Origin of the sequence: Parahaliea mediterranea, assembly GCF_003402235.1 — a bacterium.
Lineage (GTDB): Bacteria > Pseudomonadota > Gammaproteobacteria > Pseudomonadales > Halieaceae > Parahaliea > Parahaliea mediterranea.
Genome location: NZ_QEWO01000006.1, coordinates 249,811 through 270,352 on the forward strand (window position 1 = coordinate 249,811; position 20,542 = coordinate 270,352).

14 protein-coding genes are annotated in these 20,542 nt (G+C 66.2%); 6 read left to right on the forward strand and 8 right to left on the reverse strand.

All coding sequences use genetic code 11. The features are described from left to right. Positions 1 to 11 precede the first annotated feature (11 nt). Positions 12 to 809 carry a co-chaperone DjlA gene (djlA, locus tag DDZ17_RS18585; protein WP_116368475.1) on the reverse strand — a complete coding sequence of 266 codons (798 nt, stop codon included), beginning with the start codon at positions 807 to 809 and terminating at the stop codon, positions 12 to 14. Positions 810 to 874: 65 nt separating this feature from the next. Next, on the reverse strand, positions 875 to 1,768 hold the full coding sequence (locus tag DDZ17_RS18590; protein ID WP_116368476.1) for a lysophospholipid acyltransferase family protein: 894 nt from the start codon (positions 1,766 to 1,768) through the stop codon (positions 875 to 877). A 96-nt stretch (positions 1,769 to 1,864) separates the two neighbouring features. On the opposite strand from DDZ17_RS18590, the gene glyQ reads away from it, so the two are divergent. Genes glyQ through gmhB form a run of 3 tightly spaced genes read left to right on the forward strand, consistent with a single transcriptional unit; the run spans position 1,865 to position 5,514 of the window. Continuing rightward, positions 1,865 to 2,821 carry a glycine--tRNA ligase subunit alpha gene (gene glyQ, locus DDZ17_RS18595; RefSeq protein WP_116368477.1) on the forward strand — a complete coding sequence of 319 codons (957 nt, stop codon included), beginning with the start codon at positions 1,865 to 1,867 and terminating at the stop codon, positions 2,819 to 2,821. After that, on the forward strand, positions 2,818 to 4,932 hold the full coding sequence (gene glyS / locus DDZ17_RS18600; protein WP_116368478.1) for a glycine--tRNA ligase subunit beta: 2,115 nt from the start codon (positions 2,818 to 2,820) through the stop codon (positions 4,930 to 4,932). The genes glyQ and glyS overlap by 4 nt, the downstream gene beginning before the upstream one ends. After that, on the forward strand, positions 4,933 to 5,514 hold the full coding sequence (gene gmhB / locus DDZ17_RS18605; RefSeq protein ID WP_116368479.1) for a D-glycero-beta-D-manno-heptose 1,7-bisphosphate 7-phosphatase: 582 nt from the start codon (positions 4,933 to 4,935) through the stop codon (positions 5,512 to 5,514). A gap of 116 nt (positions 5,515 to 5,630) precedes the next feature. Here the strand turns inward: gmhB and DDZ17_RS18610 are convergent, their stop codons facing one another. Then, positions 5,631 to 7,799, reverse strand: a complete 2,169-nt coding sequence (locus DDZ17_RS18610) for an FdhF/YdeP family oxidoreductase (RefSeq protein WP_116368480.1) — start codon at positions 7,797 to 7,799, stop codon at positions 5,631 to 5,633. A gap of 167 nt (positions 7,800 to 7,966) precedes the next feature. Between DDZ17_RS18610 and DDZ17_RS18615 the strand changes: the two genes are divergently transcribed. The 3 genes from DDZ17_RS18615 to DDZ17_RS18625 all read left to right on the forward strand — a co-directional run bounded on the left by DDZ17_RS18615 (position 7,967) and on the right by DDZ17_RS18625 (position 11,266). After that, positions 7,967 to 9,304, forward strand: coding sequence for a DNA recombination protein RmuC (locus tag DDZ17_RS18615; protein ID WP_116368481.1), 1,338 nt, complete (start codon positions 7,967 to 7,969; stop codon positions 9,302 to 9,304). 103 nt (positions 9,305 to 9,407) lie between these two features. Then, positions 9,408 to 10,742, forward strand: a complete 1,335-nt coding sequence (locus DDZ17_RS18620) for an energy transducer TonB (RefSeq protein WP_116368482.1) — start codon at positions 9,408 to 9,410, stop codon at positions 10,740 to 10,742. A 5-nt stretch (positions 10,743 to 10,747) separates the two neighbouring features. Further along, the gene (locus DDZ17_RS18625) at positions 10,748 to 11,266 is read left to right on the forward strand and encodes a hypothetical protein (RefSeq protein WP_116368483.1); all 519 of its coding nucleotides are present in this window, start codon (positions 10,748 to 10,750) and stop codon (positions 11,264 to 11,266) included. Positions 11,267 to 11,281: 15 nt separating this feature from the next. Here the strand turns inward: DDZ17_RS18625 and DDZ17_RS18630 are convergent, their stop codons facing one another. The 5 genes from DDZ17_RS18630 to DDZ17_RS18650 form a co-directional block, all read right to left on the reverse strand. Beyond that, positions 11,282 to 11,605 carry a hypothetical protein gene (locus DDZ17_RS18630; RefSeq protein ID WP_116368484.1) on the reverse strand — a complete coding sequence of 108 codons (324 nt, stop codon included), beginning with the start codon at positions 11,603 to 11,605 and terminating at the stop codon, positions 11,282 to 11,284. A 322-nt stretch (positions 11,606 to 11,927) separates the two neighbouring features. Next, the gene (locus DDZ17_RS18635) at positions 11,928 to 12,332 is read right to left on the reverse strand and encodes a hypothetical protein (RefSeq protein WP_116368485.1); all 405 of its coding nucleotides are present in this window, start codon (positions 12,330 to 12,332) and stop codon (positions 11,928 to 11,930) included. A gap of 25 nt (positions 12,333 to 12,357) precedes the next feature. Continuing rightward, on the reverse strand, positions 12,358 to 12,777 hold the full coding sequence (locus DDZ17_RS18640) for a hypothetical protein (RefSeq protein ID WP_157976726.1): 420 nt from the start codon (positions 12,775 to 12,777) through the stop codon (positions 12,358 to 12,360). A 71-nt stretch (positions 12,778 to 12,848) separates the two neighbouring features. Then, positions 12,849 to 18,050 (reverse strand): hybrid sensor histidine kinase/response regulator, encoded by a 5,202-nt coding sequence (locus DDZ17_RS18645; protein ID WP_116368487.1) that lies wholly within the window; start codon positions 18,048 to 18,050, stop codon positions 12,849 to 12,851. Positions 18,051 to 18,086: 36 nt separating this feature from the next. Continuing rightward, positions 18,087 to 20,540, reverse strand: a complete 2,454-nt coding sequence (locus tag DDZ17_RS18650; protein ID WP_157976727.1) for a FimL-related protein — start codon at positions 20,538 to 20,540, stop codon at positions 18,087 to 18,089. Positions 20,541 to 20,542: the final 2 nt, after the last annotated feature.

Here is a 20,542-nt window from a genome sequence, read left to right on the forward strand (position 1 = left end):
TGGCGCTCGCTTCAGCGCCCGCCGCGGTGCTTGCGCACCAGTTCGTAGGCGGCCTGGATATCCTGGGACTTTTCCGTCGCCACCTTCACCATGTGCTCCGGCACGCCCTGGGCGATCAGTTTGTCCGGGTGGTTTTCGCTCATCAGCTTGCGGTAGGCCCGCTTGAGGTCGCGGTCGCTGACCGTTTCACTCACCCCCAGGGCGGTGTAGGCGTCTGCCAGGCGGCTGGCGCTGGAGGCGGTGGCGTCACCGGCCCCGCCCTGGTGAAAGCGGCCCTGGGCCTGGGCCATGCGCAGCATCTGCTCCAGCTGGGCGGCACCGACCCCCATCAGCTGGGCAATGCGCATAAGGGCCTGGCGCTCGGCGTCGTCCAAGCTACCGTCCGACAGCGCCAGCGACACCAGGAACATCAGCATGCCCTGGGCCAGCTGGCGCTGGCTGCCACACACCTGAAGAAACGATGCCACCACCGGCTCCGGGTGAAAATCCGCCGCCGAGCCGCGCTTGAACAGGGCAATGGCCTCCTGCCGCTGCTCCGGGGTGAGCCGCATCTGGCGGATCACTTCCTCGGTGTGGGCCACCTCCACCTCCGACACGCGGCCGTCGGCCTTGGCCAGGTAGCCCTGTAACTGGAAGCTGGTATCAAAAAAGCTGCGCTGGATGCGGGCGATATTCTCAGGAGAGGCAAAGGCCTGCACCCGGTTCAGCCCGCGATCAAAAAAGTGGCCCAGCACCACGCCGAGGATCAGGCCGATGGGGCCGCCCAGTAACAGGCCGAGGGTGCCGGCGACCAATTTGCCGTAGAACATGCTGCTCCTTGCTTGCTTGTGAGTCTGCTGTGAATGCAGAGAATGCGGCGCAGTGCCGCCTGTCTTCAGAGGCCGGCGTACAGCCCGGGCCCCTGCCGCGGACGCACCCGGAAGCGCTTGTACTCCCACTGGTACTGGGCGGGGCAGAGGCTTAGACAGGTTTCAACCCCGCGGTTCAGTGCCGCCAGCGAGGTGGCATCGTCGGCATCGTAGATGGCGTCTTCCGCCGGCAAGTAGCGCACCACCCAACCGCCCTTTACCCGCTCGGCCAGGGCGAACAGGGCCAGGGCGCCGGTGCGGCGGATCATGTTGCTGGCCAGGGTGCCGGTGAAGCAGGGAATGCCCATGAAGGGCACATTCATGCCCGAGCCCTCGTCCGCCGGGCACTGGTCCGGCAAGATGCCGGAGATATGCCCCCCGCGGACGCTTTTTAGCAGGCGCGCCAGCCCGCGGCTGTCGGTGGGCACCAGGGTGGCCCCGCTGTGTTCCCGGCCGCGGCGAATCAGCGGCCCCAGGCCCGCCAGCTTCGGCGGCTCATAGAGCGACACGGTGGGCCCCAGTGTGCCCAGGTGCTGGCCGGTAACCTCCCAGTTGCCAAGGTGGGGGGCCAGCACAATCACCCCGCGCCCCGCCGCCTGGGCCTCGGTGACCTGCTCGGCGCCCTCCACCCGCACAATGTGGGCGCGCACATGGTCCCAGCCGCGCAGCCATACATGGCCCATCTCCGCCATCAGCTCGGCGGTGGCGGCCAGGCTGGCCCGGGCCAGGGCGCGCTGCTCGGCGCTGGACAGGCCGGGGTAGGCGAGGGCGATATTGCGCTCGGTGACCCGCCGGGAGCGGGCCTTGAAGGGCCAGTACAGGGCCACCACCACGCGCCCCAGGGCGCGCGCCAGCCCCAGCGGCAACAGGGCGCTGAAGCGGAGCAAAGCCATCACGGCCAGGGCCTTGATTCGGTCCATGCGATCGTTCCGGGCGGGTGGGTGAAAGCGCGTATTATGCCGAGGAAAGTGCCTGTATAATACCCGGCTTTTTGCACTCCCCTCACAGGTGGACCCGTGTCCCAGGACAAAGCGAAAACCCTCACTTTTCAGGAACTTATCCTTCGCCTGCAGCAGTATTGGGCGGCCCAGGGCTGCGTGGTGCTGCAGCCGCTGGACATGGAGGTGGGCGCCGGCACCTTTCACCCCGCCACCTTCCTGAAGGCCGTGGGCCCGGAAAACTGGAACGCCGCCTACGTGCAGCCCAGCCGCCGCCCCACCGATGGCCGCTACGGCGAGAACCCCAACCGCCTGCAGCACTACTACCAGTTCCAGGTAGTGATGAAGCCGTCGCCGGCGGCCTTCCAGCAGCTCTACCTGGACTCCCTGCAATCGTTGGGCATCGACACCGCCATCCACGACATCCGCTTTGTGGAAGACAACTGGGAATCCCCCACCCTGGGCGCCTGGGGCCTGGGCTGGGAGGTGTGGCTGAACGGCATGGAGGTGACCCAGTTCACCTACTTCCAGCAGGCCGGCGGCCTGGAGTGCTATCCGGTGACCGGCGAGATCACCTACGGCCTTGAGCGCATCGCCATGTACCTGCAGGGCGTGGACAGCATCTACGACCTGGTGTGGGCCGAGGGCCCGGCAGGCACCGTCACCTACGGCGATGTGTTCCACCAGAACGAGGTGGAAATGTCGCGCTACAACTTCGAGGAAGCCGACACCGACTTCCTGTTCACCCACTTCGACCACTGCGAGGGCGAAGCCCTGCGCCTGGTGGAAAAGAACCTGCCCCTGCCGGCCTACGAGATGGTGATGAAGGCCTCCCACACCTTCAACCTGCTGGATGCCCGCCACGCCATTTCGGTCACCGAGCGCCAGCGCTTCATCCTGCGCGTGCGCACCCTGGCCCGGGCCGTGGCCGAGGGCTACCTCAAGGCTCGCGCCGCCCTGGGCTTCCCCCTGGCGGCACCGGCCCTGGCGCAAGAAGTACTGGAAAAACTGGACGCGGAGGCCGCCAAGGCATGAGCACCAACACCTTGACCGACACGCTGCTGGTGGAACTGGGCACCGAAGAACTGCCCCCCAAGAACCTGAAGACCCTGGGCCTGGCCCTGCGCGATGGTATTGTCGAGGGCCTGGCCCAGCGCGAACTGGGCCACGGCTCCGTGCGCTGGTTTGCCAGCCCGCGCCGCCTGGCGGTGCTGATTGAGGGCGTGGCCCTGCAGGCTGCGGACAAAACCGTGGAAGCCCTGGGGCCCCCGGCGGACCGCGCCAGGGACGATGCCGGCCACTGGACGCCGGCGGCGGCGGGCTTTGCCAAGAAGCAGGGCATTGCACCCGAGCAACTGGAGACCATCGACACCCCCAAAGGCCCGCGCCTTGGCCTGCGCCAGACGGTGGCCGGGGCCAGTGCTGGCGACTGCCTGAACGACATCATCAACGAGGCGGTGCGCAACCTGCCCATCGCCAAGCGCATGCGCTGGGGCGCCAGCCGGGTGGAGTTTGTGCGCCCGGTGCACTGGGTGGTTGCCATGCTGGGCGACAACGCCAGCCACGGCGAGGTGCTGGGCCTGGCCACCGGCAACACCACCCGTGGCCACCGCTTCCACAGCAGCGGCGAGATAACCCTCGCGCGCCCCGAGGACTACGAGCAGGCCCTGCTTGAAGCCAGGGTGGTGGCCGACTTCGAGCGCCGCCAGCAGATGATCCGCGAGCAGGTGGAGGTTGAGGCCAGCGCCCTCAAGGCCACGGCGGTGATCGACGACGACCTGCTGGACGAGGTGACCGGCCTTGTCGAGTGGCCGGTGGCCCTCACCGGCGCCTTTGAAGAGCGCTTCCTGGCGGTGCCCGCGGAGGCCCTGGTGTCCTCCATGAAGGAACACCAGAAGTACTTCCACGTCGTAGAGGGCGAAGGTGAAGGCGATGGAGGCGCGAGCGGCAAGCTGCTGCCCCACTTCATCACCGTCAGCAATATCGAAAGTGAAGACCCGGTGCAGGTGATCGACGGCAACGAACGGGTGATTCGCCCGCGCCTGTCGGATGCGGCGTTCTTCTTTGAAACCGACAAGAAAACCCCGCTGGCGGAGCGCCTGTCGGCGCTGGAGAAAATCGTCTTCCAGCAGCAGCTGGGCACTCTGGCGGAAAAAAGCCGCCGCATCGAGCAGCTGGCCGGAGCCCTGGCCCAGCGTATCGGTTCTGATCCGACACTGGCGTCGCGCGCCGCCCTGCTGGCCAAGACCGACCTGGTGACCGAAATGGTGCTGGAATTCCCCGACATGCAGGGCATTGCCGGGGCCTACTACGCCGCCCACGATGGCGAGCATGCCGACGTGGCCGCCGCCCAGGCCCAACAGTACTGGCCGCGCTTTGCCGGCGACCGCCTGCCGGAGAACCTGACCGCCGCGGCGGTGGGCCTGGCCGACCGCCTGGATACCCTGGTGGGCATCTTCGGCATCGGCCAGCCGCCCACCGGCTCCAAGGACCCCTTCGCCCTGCGCCGGGCCTCGCTGGCGGTGCTGCGCATTCTGGTGGAAAAAGCCCTCGACCTGGACCTGCGGGACTGCCTGCAACTGGCCGCCGAGCAGTACCCCGCCGGCCTGCTGGCAGAGGGCACCACCGAGCAGGTGCTGGCCTACATGCTGGAGCGCTTCCGCGCCTGGTATGAGGAGGAGGGCATTGCGGTGGAAGTGTTCCGCGCCGTGAGTGCCACCGACCCCAGCCGGCCGCTGGACATCCAGCGCCGGGTGCACGCCGTGCATGCCTTCACCCAACTGCCTGAAGCCGCCGCCCTGGCCGCCGCCAACAAGCGGGTGGCCAACATCCTGGACAAACTGGAAGCGGGCCACAACTTCACCGAAGTAAGCGCCGACTTACTGCAACAAGCCCAGGAAAAGGCCCTTGCCGACGCCCTGTCGACGGTTGGTGCCGACAGCGCGCGCCATCTGGAGCAGGGCGCCTACACCGAGGCCCTGGCGGCCCTGGCCGCCCTGCGCGAACCGGTGGACGCCTTCTTCGACGGAGTGATGGTGAACGCCGACGACAACGCCCTGCGCAATAATCGCCTCAACCTGCTGAACGCCCTGCGCCAGCGCTTTTTGCAGGTGGCGGACATCTCCCAGCTGGCGGTGAACAAATAGGTGAGCCTGTTCATTCTCGACCGCGACGGCGTCATCAACGCCGATTCGGACGATTACATCCGCTGCCTGGCCGACTGGCAGCCGATTGCCGGCAGCATCGAGGCCATCGCCGACCTGTGCCGGGCCGGCTATTCAGTGGCGGTGGCCACCAACCAGTCCGGCCTTGGGCGGGGCTATTTCGGCCTCGATGAACTGGAAGCCATCCACAGCCGGCTCCAGGAACTGGTGGCGGCGGCGGGCGGCCATATCGCCTGCATTGCCTACTGCCCCCACACCCCGGACGCCGGCTGCAACTGCCGCAAGCCCGCCACCGGCCTGCTTGAGGCCATCGCCCGGGAAACCGGCGAAACCCTGGCCGGCGCCGCCTTCGTGGGTGACAGCCTGAAGGATTTGCAGGCCGCCCAGCGCGCCGGCTGCCGGCCTGTGCTGGTCACCACCGGCAAGGGGCAGGGCACACTGGCGCGCCTACAGGCCGAGGACGACGCCAGCCTGCAGCTAAAAGGCGCCGCCGCCATACCCGTGTATGCCGACCTGGCCGCCGCAGTGGCGGCCGAACTGGCCTCGGCGAAGCGTCCGAACTAGCCTGAGCTGCGCACCGGCCGAGCACAGGTAAGCAAGCGCTTACCATCACTCAGCTGCCTATAAAAGCAGGCCAGCGGCCAGCCACAGGCAGCAAGCCGTTTTATTACGGCAATCCGCTACACCTCGATACGCACCGGCACGGATTTGAAGTTGGGCGTGCGGCTGCGCGGGTCCACCCGCCGTTGGCAGAGCACATTGGCCTCGGGGTAGTAGGCCAGCATGTTGCCCGGCGGCAGGTCGAAGGGCTGCACCGACACCCCCGCCAGCCGGCCGTTGGCCGACACCACATCCACCCGCTGGCCCGCGGCCAGGCCCAGGCGCTGGATATCCTCCGGCGACAGCAGCACAGCATCCCGGCCGGCGCCGTAGCGGTAACTGTCGCTCTCCTCGTAGATAATGGAGTTGAACTGGCCCTCGCTGCGCACACTGGCCAGCAGCAGGGGGTAGTCGTCCTCCCGCGGCCGGGGAATGGGGTGCACCTGAAACGCCGCGCGGCCGCTGTTGGTGCCAAATTCCGGGCGGTGCATCAGGCGCCCGCGCACATGGAATTCCGCTTTGGCGACACCGATGTCCCTGAGTTGCTGCATCCCCGGCACGGTGGCGGCAATGGCTTCGCGCAGGGTGTCGTGGTCGGCAAAGCGGCGGCAATCCACCGGCGCCTCGGGCAGGATACGCGCAGCCAGTTCCGCCAGAATGGCCACCTCCGAACGGGCATTGTCCAGGCGCTGGATGCCGCCGTCGCTCAGGCGCACGTAATTGAACATGGATTCCTGGGTGGTGGACTGGGGTTCTTCGTCCCGGGCACACACCGGCAACACCAGCGCCTCGCCGCCGTCCACCCCCTGCAGGTGGCTCTGGTTCAGGGTGGTGGTGAGGTAGAGCTTGAAGCCGATGCGCTCCAGGGCCTGCCCGGCCCAGGCCGCATCGGGGGTGGCGCTGTACAGGTTGCCACCCACCAGGCAGGCGCAGTCCACCGCGCCCTGGTGGGCCGCTTCCAGGCAGGCCAGGGTGTCCATGCCGGGCTGGCGCGGCAGGCTGGCGCCAAGGGTTTTTTCCATTGCGGCGAACACCGCCTCTGCCAGCACCGGCTTGACGCCAATGGTGCCAATGCCCTGCACGTTGCTGTGACCGCGCAGGGGCAGCAGCCCGGCGTAGCGGCGCCCGACCATGCCCCGCAGCAGGGCCAGGTTGGCAATGTACTCCACATTCTGGGCGCCAAACTGGTGGTGGGTCATCCCCATGCCCCAGGCAAACACCGCCGCGTTGGCGCGGGCGTAAAGGCCTGCCACCCGCTCGATGTCTGCGCGGGCCACGCCACAGGCGGCTTCAATGTCCGCCCAGGTGGTGGCGGCGATATCGGCCGCAAAGGCGTCACCGTGCTCGCAGTGCTGGTCGATAAAGGCCCGGTCTTCGGCGCCGGCGGCCAGCAGGGCCTTGGCAATGCCTTTGAACAGGGCGATATCCCCGCCAATGTGGGGCTGCAGGTAGGCCGAGGCAATCTCCGTGCCGCCGGCAATCATCGAGGCCGGGCTCTTGGGCACAGCAAACTTCACCAGGCCGGGCTCCCGCGCCGGGTTGATCACCACCACTTCGCCGCCGCGGTCGCGGCAGTTTTTCAGCTGGTGGATGAAGCGCGGGTGGTTGGAGGCCGGGTTGGCGCCAATCACAAACACCAGGTCGCAACCCGACAGGTCCGCCAGCTCCACCGTGGCGGTGCCGGTGCCAATGGTTGAGCCCAGGCCCACGCTGGTCGCCTGGTGGCAGTAGTAGGAGCAGTTGTTGACGTTGTTGGTGCCGTACAGCCTGGCCAGCAGCTGCAGCATGAAGCCGGCCTCGTTGGACGAGCGGCCCGAGGAATAAAAAAAGCTGCGCTCGGGCGCACAGGCGCGAAAGCGCTGTGCGGCATGTTCCAGCGCCCAGTCCCAGTCCACCTCGCGGTAGTGCTGCTCGCCCGCCGCCTTGTAGATCGGGTTGCCAAGCCGCCCGGCATGTTCCAGCTCTTTGGGCGTCAGTTCACGCAGCTCCGCCAGGCTGTGGCGGAACAGCTCCGGCGGCAAGGGCGGCTGGATGTCGGTGGACTGGGCCTGCACGCTCTTGTTGCAGACCGAGGGAAACTCCCCGCGCTCGTTGGTCATGCCGCCCTGCTGGCCGCCCATGCCAAGGCCGCAGGCCTTGCAGGTGTTTTTGGCCGACAGGGCCTTGGCGGAATTTTTCAGGCCTATACGGCGCACCGTCTGCAGGGTATACAGCACTTTTTTCGGGCCACCGCCCACCAGCTCTTTCATGACTGTGCCCTCACTAGGCCCTCACCGCCCCGCGCCGCGTCGCAACGCCCTTGCCGGCGCTGGGCCTGATTCTACCCCACCGCCCAGGCGACAGGTACGGCGCGGCACGCACGGGGCGCCGGTGCCCGGCTATTGCAGTAAACTGGTCGGCACAACGGGGACAGACCATGGCATTGAACGCTCAACACCTTCTGCTGGCCGGCGGCGGGCTCGGCATTGGCCTGCTGGCAGCGCTTTTTGTCTGGCTGGTGCACCGCCTGCGCCAGCACGCCGAGCGCCACCGGCAACTGCTGGCGCGCCACCAGCACCTGGAGGCCCAGCACCGGCAGCTGCAACAGGCCCACGCCGTGCTGGAGGAGCGCAGTGGCGAACGCGAGCGCCAGCACCGCGAGCAGCTGGGCCTGCTGAACGAGCACCGCGACCAGCTCAAGCGCGAGTTTGAAAATCTCGCCAACCGTATTTTTGAAGAGCGCAGCCAGCACTTTGCCAGCCACCAGAAGCACTCGCTGGAAACCCTGCTGCAGCCCTTTCGCGAGCAGATTGGCGCCTTCCAGCAGCGCGTGGACCAGGTGCACAGCGAATCCCTCAAGGGTCAGGCCAGCCTGTCGGGCGAGTTGCGCCGGGTGCTGGACATCGGCCTGCAGATGAACGAGCAGGCCGGCAACCTGGCCGCCGCTCTCAAGGGCGACAAGAAGGCCACCGGCAACTGGGGCGAGGCCCAGCTGGAGCGCAGCCTGCAACTGGCCGGCCTGCAGGCCGGCGAGCACTACGAGGCACAGCCCGCCCTGCGCGACAACCAGGGGCGGCGCAAGCTGCCGGACGTTCTGATCAAACTGCCGGATGGCAAGCATCTGGTGATCGACAGCAAGGTGTCGCTGGTGGACTACGACCGTGCCATTGCCGCCGGCAGCGACGCCGAGCGCGAGACGGCCCTGGGCGCCCACGTTCGCGCCGTACGCCAACACATGGAAGACCTTGCCGGCAAGGACTACGCCCACCTGCCCGGGCTCGGCAGCCCCGACTTTGTGCTGATGTTCCTGCCGGTGGAGCCGGCCTACATCGAAGCCCTGCGCCACAGCCCCGCCCTGTTTAACGACGCCTACCACCGCGGTGTGGTGCTGGTATCGCACACCACCCTGATGCCCGTGCTGCGCACCGTGGCCAACCTGTGGATGGTGGATCGCAGCAACCGCGAAGCCCGGGAAATCAGCAACCGCGCCGGCGAGATCTACAACCAGGTGGCCCTGGTGGCCCAGCGCCTCAACCGCCTTGGCAACAGCCTGCGCAGCGCCGGCAATCACTACAACGACACCGTGCGCGCCCTAGCTGGCCAACAGGGCCTGCAGGGCAAGGTGGAGCGCTTCGCTCAGCTGTCCGGGCGAGCCCGGCGCGACATGCCGGAGCTGGCCCCGGTGCACAGCGACCTGGAACAGGAGCGCCTGACCACCGGTGCCGAGGCGGGCGAAGCTGCCAGCGATGGTGAAGGCCAGGCCGCCCCGGCGTGAATCGGGGCCCAACTTCTGTACTTTTCTCGGGTTTTTTGTTGCCTTGGCTTTTGCCCTTCTGCAAAGCTAGCTGCCACAAAAACGACAAACAGCAGCAAACGCTATGAAACAACCTGCCAAACGTTGGTTTCTGACCTTGGGGCTGTTCTCGGTGCTGGCCTCTGCCTGTCTTCCGCTGGTGGCCGCAGGCGAGCTGGGCCTGTCGGGCCTTGCCATGCACCGCGAAACCGGCCGCGACATCTACGTTGGCGCCCTGCGCTCAGAACAGGCGCTGGTGCAGGTTGCCGATATCGCCAACGCCAGCGGCGTGCGGGAGATGGAGTTTCGCATTGTCGCCCGTCGCACCAGCATGCGCAGCCTGCTGGGCGGCATTCTGCTGCAGGCGGAGGTTGCCACCGGCGCCGCCCCCAGTGCCGCCACGGTGGATTTTGCCAACGCCATCATGGGCAGCGTGCAGGGCAGCCTGTACACCAACGACAGCTTTACCCTGCGCAGCGAGGGCGATGTGGTTGCCCTGGTGGACGGCCACGAAGTGGCCCGCAGCCCCAGCCCCGTCGTGTTTGACTACTTCCTGGCTGGCTGGATTGACGAGCGCGGCGCGTCCACCGCCTTTCGCGACAGCCTGCTGGCGACGGACATCGACATCGATCTGCGCGCCACCTATGCCAGCCTGAAACCGAGCGCCGACCGACTGGCCGCCGTGAACGCCTGGGGCGGCGCGGCAGCGACCGGTTCTGAACCCGAGCCTGAGCCCAAGCCCAAGCCCAAGCCCAAGCCCAAGCCTGAAACCGTGCCGGCCCCTGCGCCCCAGCAGCAGGTTGCCGCGGCAACTGCTGCGCAGCCCGCCGCCGCTGAACCCGCGCCAACGCCGGCCAAGCAGGCCGCCACCCAACCCGCGCTGGCGGAGGCGGTCAAGCCGGTACCGGCAGCCGTGGTGGCAGCCACCGAAGCCGCCGCGGCCAGTGCCCCGGTGCAGGCCGCCTCCACCCCCAGCATCGCCATGGCGCAGCCCAAGCCGGTGATCAGCCCCGAGCCTGCCCCGGCGGTGGCGCTGGCCGCCGAAACCGCACCGGCAGACCCCAACGACATTACCCGCCTCAGCATTATCGAATACTCCCAGCGGCTGGCCGCCTTCAACTCCATGGTGTTTCGCATGGTAAACCTGGAAATTCGCTACCCCCGCGCCGCCATCCGCCGCAACATTCAGGGCGAACTGGAGCTGGACGTGGTGCTGGATGCCCAGGGCGCCCTGCTGGATGTGGCGGTGGCCCGCTCTTCCGGCCACGGCATGCTGGACGACTCCGCCCTGAAGGCCGCCCGGGAGGCCTTCGAAGACCCGCTGGCGGACCCGCTGGACAAGGTCGCCATTGCTGAATACAGCGGCGATGGCCAGCGCCTGGTGATACCGGTGCCGGTTAACTTTGTTCTTACCGAGTAGGTGCGATGGCTGAATTCCAACTGACCCATACGGCCCTGGTGGGCGCGCGCATCAACGCCTTCCGGCCCTATGGTTTCAACACCCGCGAGGCGCTCACCATGTGCCGGGTAGTGCCGGAAATGCCGGCGGCGCGGCCGGGCAGCCAGGTGTCGCTGAAGGACATCCTCACCGAGCAGTTGCCGCTGTGGATCCACAACATTATTACCGACCCGGACTTTCCCCAGCGCCACCGCCTGCTGATGCCGCTGCGCCGCTTTGAGGGCGAGCTGCGCGACAACAAGCACGACGAGGTGGTGTCATCGGTGCTGCGCCACGGGTTTCGCAGCCTGCAGATGGACCCGCTGGATTTGCCGCGCAGCATGCCGCTGCGCCAGCGCTGCGCCATGGTGGTTCACCTGAAGGTGTGGCAGGACGCCTACGACCGGCTGCGCGAGGAAGTGGTGGACATCCTCCTCGCGCATACCGAACAGCTCGGCCGCTGGTGTGAGTTTGCCCGCCACCCGGAACACGCGGCGGTGGGCTGAAAACGCCGGCCCCGCTCAGTGCTCGTCGGCGGGGCGACGGCCCTGGTTCCCCGTTACCATGCGGATGGTGCGCTGGCAGGTATCCAGCCAGGGCACCCGGGTATCGGTTTTGAGTACCCGTACAAAGCCGCCATCGGTGCGACAGCAGATGCTGGTCTTGTTCGGCGTCCAGTCCCCTTCGGCCGTGCGCGGCTTGCGGGTACTGTAGAACCACAGGCCGCGACAGTCCTGCATCACGTATTTGGCCTCGGTCGGCAGATACACTTTTTTCCCTTCGATCACGGCAAATACTTCCAATTCTGCGGCGGCCTTATCACCCAGCTCCGCCGTAGGCGTCATTGTCAGCATCCCTCTGTCCCCCAGGTTTTTCTTTTTTGCTCTGGTTATCTGCGGTGGCCAACCCCCGGCCGTTCCGCCGAACGCACTGGTTTTTATTGCGTGCGCACTAACGTTATAGGGCGGGGGCAAAGCCCTGACAACGCTTGTTAGTGCTATTTATTCGCAAATTTGCAAGTGCTAGGGATTTTTTGCCAAATTTTTTCTGCGGCGGGAATTTCGGGCATCAATTTATGCCATTCGCTGCCAATTTTTTACAGGCCATACGGCATCAATGTTTTGTCGGCGGGCGGCCAGGGCCGCCGGATACGGCGCTTGAGCGACCCTAGCTGCGAATCAGGTTGAGGTGGGGCGGGCCACCCGGGCGGCCATCGAGGGGCTGCAGCGGCTCCGGCTGCGCACCGATGGGCAGGTGCCCCGCCTGTTCCACCGAGTTCATCAACATATAGAGCGACAGTTCGGAGCGGCCCTCGGTGCTGGCGGCGTGCTCGGTGAGCCGCGTCAGTTCTTCGCTGCCGATGACATTGAGCAGCACCGCATTGGTGAGGTAGTCGCGAATGATCTGGCGATTGACCTGGTCCTGCAGGTAGCGCTGGTAGCCAGCGTCGGCAAACACCCGGTTGAGGGTGTCGATATCACTCTCGCTCAGGGCCCGGTCGGTGAAGGGCATATCGCCGCCAAAGGCACTGTCGATGCGATCCGCCAGTTGGTTGAGCTGCACTGAATCCACGCCGATTCCCGCCGCCAAACCCGGCTCAGGCCCCAAGCCCGGCGCTCAGGCCGTCGTCCACGGCAAGCGCCGCCAGCCGCCCGACCAATTCATCCTGCAGGGCCAGCAGGTCGGGCACCTGATAGGTCACGTTGTGCCAGCGAAAGGCCCCCAGGGAGCGGGGCAGGGCCTCGTCGGGCCGATCCACCATTTCCTGTACCGGCACCTGTTGCAGGCCCAGCCCCTGGCCGCGCAGGGCAACTGCAAAGTAGGGGCAGCCGTGGCCTTCCACCCCCAGCAGAATGGCCACCAGCCCGGTGCCGGCGCGCACATCGCGCCAGCGGGTTTCGCCGCGCTCGTCCAGATCCAGCAACGGCACCACCTGCCCGCGCCAGTTCACCGTGGCGGGGGGCGTGTCCGCCACGTTGTACAGGGTCACAATCTCCGCCAGGCAGGACTGGGGCACGGCCCAGATCTCCTGCGCCGAACAGGGCAGGAACAAACAGCGCGTGGATTGCGTCTGTGCCATTGCGGTCCTCAATTGAGCTGCAAACGGTGGCCGGTGAGTTGGGCAATCTGCTCCACCAGCACCGGAAAGTTAAAGGGCTTGCCCATGTAGCCATTGCAACCGGCCTCCTGGGCCAGGGCGCGGTGCTTGGGGCCGGTGCGCGAGGTCACCATGATCACCGGCAGGTGCTTGTAGCGGGCCGACTTGCGAATTTCGCGCAGGGTCTGGATGCCGTCTTTCACCGGCATTTCCACATCCAGCAGCACAATATCCGGCAGGCGGTGGGTGGTGTTGAGCAGGTCGATCGCCACCATGCCGTTTTCCGCGGTGACGGTTTCCACGCCGATATTGTCGAACTGGCTGGTGGCCACCATGCGCTGGGTGCGCGAGTCATCCACCACCAGTACCAGCAGGCGCTCGCTGTGCTCGCGCTCGAAGGCGGTGGCCGACACCACGCTGCTGGCCATGCTGCGCACCAGGGCGTTCAAATCCAGGGCGACAATGGCCTGCCCGTCGGCGGTGGTCGCGCCACCGGCCACCCCCGGCACCTGGGCAAATTGCACCCCCAGGGAACGAATCACCAGTTCCAGCGCCTCTTGTACATCGTCCACCGCAATGGCCATGTAGCGCGCTTCACTGCCGGCCACAATCACCGGCACCGTGTTGCCGTTCCATGCGCCGGGCTCGGGCAGCTTGTCGCCGTTGCACAGGGTGGCCAGGTAGGCCGGCTCGCAGTCCAGCTCGAACAGGGGCAGCTTTTCGCCGGCACTAACCGCCGCGTAGAAGGTCGCCACCGGCACCTGCTCCACCGCCACCAGCCCATCCAGCGGAATAGCGTAGGCGGCTTCGCCGGCATTCACCAGCAGGGCGCCGTTCACGTTGACGTTGGAGGGCACGCGCACGGTGAAGGTGGTGCCAAGGCCCGGCGTGGATTCGATATCGATATCGCCACCGATCTGCTGCAGTTCGCTCAGCACAATGTCCATGCCCACCCCGCGGCCGGAAATTTCCGACAGGCGGGTGGCGGTGGAAAAGCCCTTGTGGAAGATCAGGCGCAGGGCCTCGCGGTCACTAAGCTCGCTGGCGTTGACCGCCAGGCCGCGGGTGATGGCGGTTTCGCGCAGCTGTTCCGGGTCCATGCCGCGGCCATCGTCGGCCAGGCGGATCAGGTAGTCGGAGCCGTCCTTGCGCACGTCGATGCTGATCAGGCCGGTGTCGCCCTTGCCAGCGGCGCGGCGCTGCTCGGGGGATTCGATGCCGTGATCCAGCGCGTTGCGCACCATGTGCTCCAGAATGATCTGGCAGCACACGTGGCTGTCGCGGTCGAGCTTGCCCACTTCGTTCAGCACCCGGAAGTTCACCGCCTTGCCAAGGTCCGCCCCCACGGTGCGCACAATGCGGCGCAGGCCCGGCATCAGCCGCGACACCGGCACCACCCGCGCATCGCGGATGGCCGAACCCAGGGTGGAGACAACCGCAGTCTGCTGTTTCAACATCGCCTCGGCCGAGGCCGCCTGGCGGCTGGAGACGTGAATCAGGTCGTCCAGATCCTCGATCGCCTCGCGCAGAATGCTCGCCGCTTCCTGCAGTTCCGAGTAGCGATCCATTTCCAGCGCATCCATCTCGCTGTCCATGCGCCCGCCGTGAGAGGTCACGTTCTGCAGGGCGCGGTCGGCGATTTTGGTAATGTGTGAGCGCACCGAGGACAGGCGCGCAGCCAGCTCCGCCGCGGCGCGCTTGCCGCGCACCGTGCTCTGGGAGGCGCGCACCCCCAGCTGCTGGGCCTGGTTATTCAGATTCAGCAGATGATCCAGCGCCTGGGAGGTCATGCGAATGGTCTGCTGGGCCGCCAGTACCTTGGCGCCCTCGTCCGCCAACTGTTTGTCCTGCTGTTTTTCCTGCGCCGGGGCCAGGGCGGGCTGTGGCGTGGCGTGGTGGTGTACGGCGCTATCGCTGTCCACCGCCGCGGCCGCATCGTCCACCTGTTGCGGTTGCACCACCGCCTCTGCCAGCGGCAGCTCGCTCGGCACATCCGTTTTGGTGTCCCGGATGTGGGCAAAGCCGTTCACCGCCGCATCCAGCCAGGCATTCACTATGCGGAAGTAGGCGGGCTCATCCCCGGGAACCGGGCGCGCCAGCCCCTCCAGCAGGGTTTCAAAATTGTGGATGAGGGTGCCGTAGCGCTGCAGGCCCACGCCCTTGGCAATGCCCTTCAGGGTATGCAGTACACGTGGCACGGTATCGCGGCCGGCCGGTGAATGGATGTCCTGCTCCCACTGGCCGATGGCATCTTCGAGCTTTTCAATCTCAGTGGCGCCCTCCTCAAGGAAGGCATCCAGAAAGTCGCGGAACACTTCTGTGCCGCTGCGGCTGGTGTAGTTGAAGCGAATGGTGGCGGGAATGCACCAGGCCATATCGCCGTCGCTGTCCTCCGCTGCCGGGCGGGCCACTGTCGCCAGCGGCGCCGGTGCATGAGTTTCGCTGTCTGCGCTATTGGTATCGACCCTGGTGCTGTCGGCATCATCACGAAGATTGTCTCTACCTGGCGTCGCATTGTCGGCGTCGCTGGATTCAGCGGCCAGTTCATTGAGCACGCCATAGAGCGCGTCCAGGTCATTGTCGGTGCCGCCGAGGCTGTCAAACAGGGCCTCCACGTCGCTCTCGCTGGCCGGGGCACTGTCATCGTCCCAGTCATCCAGATCCGCTGCGGAGAAAATCGCCGGTGCCGTCACATCGTCTTCTGCTGTGCCGGGGTTCTCGGCCGTGACATTCTCCTCTGTGATATCGGCATCGCCCTCTGCCGCAACGGCGAATACCCCCGCGTCATCCAAGGGCGCTTCCAGCGCACTATCCAGAGGCTCGTCCAGAAGCCCGTCCAGCAACCCATCCAGCGCCTCTTGCAACGCTCCGTCCAGCGCTCCGCCCAACATCCCATCCAGCGGCTCAGGCAGCGCTTCGTCCAGGGGCTCGTCGAGACTGGGCCAGTCCTGCACGGGGTCGGCCGCATGGTCTTGCGCTGCAGACAGTTGGGACAGGGCCGGTCGGTTCAGCGCCTGCACTACCTCATCATCCCGCTTGGGGGCGGCGCTACTGACACTGTCACCGTCGTTGGCTGATTCCGAGTCCGTGGCGAAGCTGCCAGCCATACCGGCCCCCCCGAGGGACAGGTCCAGGCCGATAGCATGACCCGCCTCGGCGGCAGGAGATGGCCAGGCATCCCCCGCGCTGTCTTGCGGTGTTGGCGCAGGCAGCTCAAAGTCCGCCTGCAGCAGCTGGTTGCAGGTGTCGCCACTGCTGCGCCAGGCCAGGCGCAAGCACAGGGCGTCGCGTTCTTCCCGCGGCAGGCGCAGCAGGGCGGCGGGCAGCTCGGGGCACACCTCGGCCACCGGCAGGTAGCCCTCGTCAACGCTCTGGCGGCGCGACAGGGGGTCGGTGGCCAGCATGGCATCCAGCAGCACGCTCTCCTCGCTCTGGCCCAGCTGTGCCAGGCGCGCGGCCACTGCCGCCGACACGCTCTCCATCACCGGCGCCAGTACCTGGGTAAGGGCCGCCACTGTCGCGGGATTAAAGTCCTGGGGCAGGCTGAAGTCCTGGTGGTAATCGAGGTTGGAATCCAGCGACGGGTCCACCGACACCACCCCCTCGGTACGCTCCACTTCCAGGGCGTCGATATCCCAGCGGCTGTCAGCCAAACTGCCGCCCTGCAGCAGGTAGCGATCAAATTCGCTGTCGTCGCTGGGCGGTGCGTAGCGACTGACATAGGCAAAAACATCCTCGGCTGGCTCATCGGCTGCTGCCTGTTCCGGCTCCGCTATCGACTCAGGCGCTGCCATGGCGGCGACGGCCTCAGCGTCGGGTGCTGCGCCCAATAGCGCCCTCTCGCCAAGCGTGGGCTCAACAAAAGTGGGTTCATCAAGGCTCAGCTCATCAAGCGACCATTCACTGCCGGCAAGATCTACCGTCTCGGGCCCTGCCGCATCGTCGTCCGCGACGGCAAAGGCCGCCACATCGCTGAGATCGATATCCTCCCAGTCGCCGCCGTCGAAGCTGGCCGGCAGTTCGTCGGCGGCGGGGCTGGCGGCATCGGTGAAGCCCTGCATGCTGGCCGCCAGGTCACTGAGGTCCAGCTCGCCGGCCAGAAAGTCGATGTCATCCTCGGCCTGCGGGGCTGTATCGGGGGTTTTATCGAGGGCTGCATCGAGGACTGTTTCAGGGGCTACATCAGGGGCTACATCAGGGACGGCAGCCGGCGCAGAGCTGCTGGCCTGCTCTGCCGCGAAGGCGCCGAGAAACTCGCTGTAATCCGTGCTGGTAGCGCTGTCGTCGTCCAGATCCAGCGCGTCGCCCACGCCCTGTTCTTCAAACCGTGCTGTATCAAGGGGTGCGTCTTCCACCAGCGCTTCTGCAACCGGCCCTTCTGCAACCGGCGCCTTCTCAAGCGCTTGCCCGCAGAGGTCGAGCGCATCCCAGCAGCCCTGTCCTTCAAAGGCGCCTTCGCCATCATCGGCCGCATCACCGCCATCAAGCGCATCGACCGACGGTGGCATCACCAGGTCAGGTTCTTGTTCAGGCGCAAGCGCTGGTGCCGCGTCGAACTCAACTGAAGGCGCTATGGCGGATACAACGGCAGGTTCTACGACAGGTTCAATGGCGGGTTCAATCGTGGGTTCAAGCGCAGGCACAGGTTCGGCCTCGGCTTCAACGGTCAGTTTAGCCGCAGGCTCACGCACCGGCGCCGCCTGAGGGGCGGCAGGAGCGGTTTTGCGATTACGCTGTAAAAACAGGGGTTGGGCGCCAATGTCGTCGTCGTCCAGCAGGCCGAGGATATCGCTGCCGTCGCTGATGTGGCCGGTTTCGCCAGCAGCCGATGGCTGACGACGGCGATGGTCAATGGCCATGACCCCAGGGCCACCGCCGTGGTGATCAGCCCCATTGGGGTGCTTGCGGGCGTCGGCGTAAATGTCGCTGCCACTGTCGCCAGAGAGTACGATTTCTTCACCGACAAAGGCGGACAGGTCGTCGCCGGATCCGTTGCCCCCCATCATGTGGCGCCCGGCAACAGCGGCTTCGCTCTCGGACAGGTCGGCCACCGGGAAGGCATCGTCCGCCAGGCTAAATAGGCTGTCGCTGTGTTCGGAGAGGTCCTGCTCCAGCAGCCATTTGAGGGTTTTTTTGCGCTGGTCCTGTTCCGGCGTGGACGCCTCGTCCTTGCCATTGTTATCTGAATACACGGTGCGTCTCCCTGTCAGTACCGGCCCGAGCGCTGCTCAGGAGTGCCCCGCCGGGTGCAGGGCAGAGGCAGGGTTGGCGCCGGTGGCACTGGCGGGTATCGAAGCCTCATCCAGCTGCGGCATGTCGGAGGCCAGGTCGTCGGCACCGGTTTCGGCCATGCGGAAGCAGCGGTTGGTCAGCTCCCGGGTGGTGGCGGCGTCAAAGCCTGGGCTTTCTCCGAAGGAGGCCACCAGCGCCGGCAGGGCGTTCACCACATCGCGCAGCAGGGCCTGCAGGTTGTCGTCCGGGGCGATGTCGCCATCCAGCACCCTATCCAGCATGTCCTGGGCGGCCCAGCCCAGTTCACCCAGCACGTTGGCGCCCACGGCGCGGCCATTGCCCTTGAAGGTGTGGAAATGCCGGCGCATGTCCTTCAAGTGCTGGTTCACTTCCGGGTCCAGCTCCCACACCGCCATCAGGCGGGTGAGCTCGATGACAATCTCTTCCGATTCCTCCAGGAACACCTCGCGAAATTCCGCCGGAATGTCCTTGTCTTCAACGTACTTGCCCGCCGGCACTGCCGGCGCCGCGTTGGTGCTGGCAGCGGGTGCCTCGGCCACCGCCACGGCGGCCCCGGCCGACAGCGCCTCGATGTGCTGGTCCAGCTCCGCCGCGCGCTGCTCGGCGAAGGCAATCATGTGGGCGGTGTCGTCGAGGGGATCGATCAGGGTGCGCTGCAGGTGCAGCTCGATCTGGGCAAAGGCGTCGGCAAAGCAGCGGAAGGCCTCGTCCTCGTGTACGCAGCCGGCCTTGCTGGCCGCCTCCAGCCAGCGCCGGCACTGCTCCATCACCGCGCCTTCGCGCTCCATGCCGGCGAAGGTCAGGGCTCCGGAAATCTCCGACAGCAACTGGATGGACACGGCCATGGCCTTGCGCTCGGGCACGTCATCCAGCTGGCTCTGGAACTGCTGGGCCAGATCAAACAGCAGGTCGACATCGGCCTCGCCGTTGTCGGCATCCGCCACGGCCTTGCGCAGTTCCGCGTGGCCACGGTCGGTTTTGTTCAGGTAGCGGTGCAGGGCGTGGGTCAGCTTCAGTGTGTCTTGCATGCCAAAAGGCTTGCGCTTTAAGGCCTGGGCCAGGGCCTTGCCCCGCAACACCGCGTGCAGGTTGTTTTCCACCAGCGCCATCTGGCCGAAGGTGGCGTTGACGACACTTTCACGCAGCTCGAATTCGCGGCTGGAGAAGGCGCTGCACACGCCGTGCTCCAGTTTGTATTCCACATCCAGCTTGACGTCCACAATGCCGCGCACGATGCCGGTGATGGCCTGTTCCAGCTTCAGGGCATCACCGCGGAAGTCGCCGCGGTACACGCTCTGCAATTTGTTGTACACCGACTGCAGGGATTCGGCGTGGGCCTCGTGACCGGCGGCAGACAGGCGGAACATGGCCTGCTCAACATGGTCGAGCACCTCCACCCCGGCCGCCTCGTCGGCGTTGCGGATGGTGTGCAGGTCGTTGGCGTTGATAAAGTCTGCTACCGCGTTCAGGTGCTCCAGGGCACCGCTCAGTGCGGTCACCAGGGCGTCGATGTGAATCAGACCACGCTGGCTGTCTTCCAGGGTGTTGTCGTCAATGCCGAACACGTCGCGGATGTTGGCGATGTGCACAGGCTTGGCGCGGCAACTGGCAATGTAGTACAGCATCTGCTGCAGGTAGCTGTTGTAGTCGACACTGGGGTCGATCTCGCTGCCGTTCTCCCGCGCGTACTTGATCATGAAGGCGCCGGTCTTGAACACCTGGGCGATGCACTCGTCCGGCACAATCAGCCCGCCGGCGATGCCCTCGCACAGGCCCACCTGGGTGAACCAGAACCGCTCCGGCTCGGTGCCGGCGAACAGGGTCTGCATTTTGCGCGCGATACGCGCCACGGTTTTCATGCTATCGCCCACATTGCGCTTGCGCAGGGCCGACTTGGCCATTTCCAGGTAGAGGGCCAGCATCACGTTGGCGCGGCTGCGGATTTCCTCGTCGGGGGCCGCTCTGGCGCCGGCGCTGATGCCAGCGCCCTCGGGGATCTCCATGTGAAAGAAGAAGGCCTGGGGGCGGGGGCGCTCGCCCACCCAGCGGCGCAGGTCGTTCACGTACTGTTCCAGACCCTGGCCGGTATCCACGCGGCTGGTCTGCACGTGGGCCAGGTAGGCGGGCAGGATCTTCAGCGCCTGCATCAAACCGCCCATGGTCAGTTTGCGGCGCTCGCCCTGCACTCTGTCTTTGTAGAGGAAGTTGAGGCTACGCTCCATCTCAATGGACAGCATCTCACCCTTCTTAATGCCCAGGGCGCGCAGGGTGGAGGTGATCTGGTGCACCGCCCACATGCATTGCAGCAGCGGTTTTTTCTGGCTCGGGTCCTTGCTGTATTCCACCAGCGCCTGCTCGGCGTTTTCCGCCTGTTTGTTCATCAGGCCGATGACCCACTTGAGGGACACGATGTCGGTCTTGCTAGTCACCA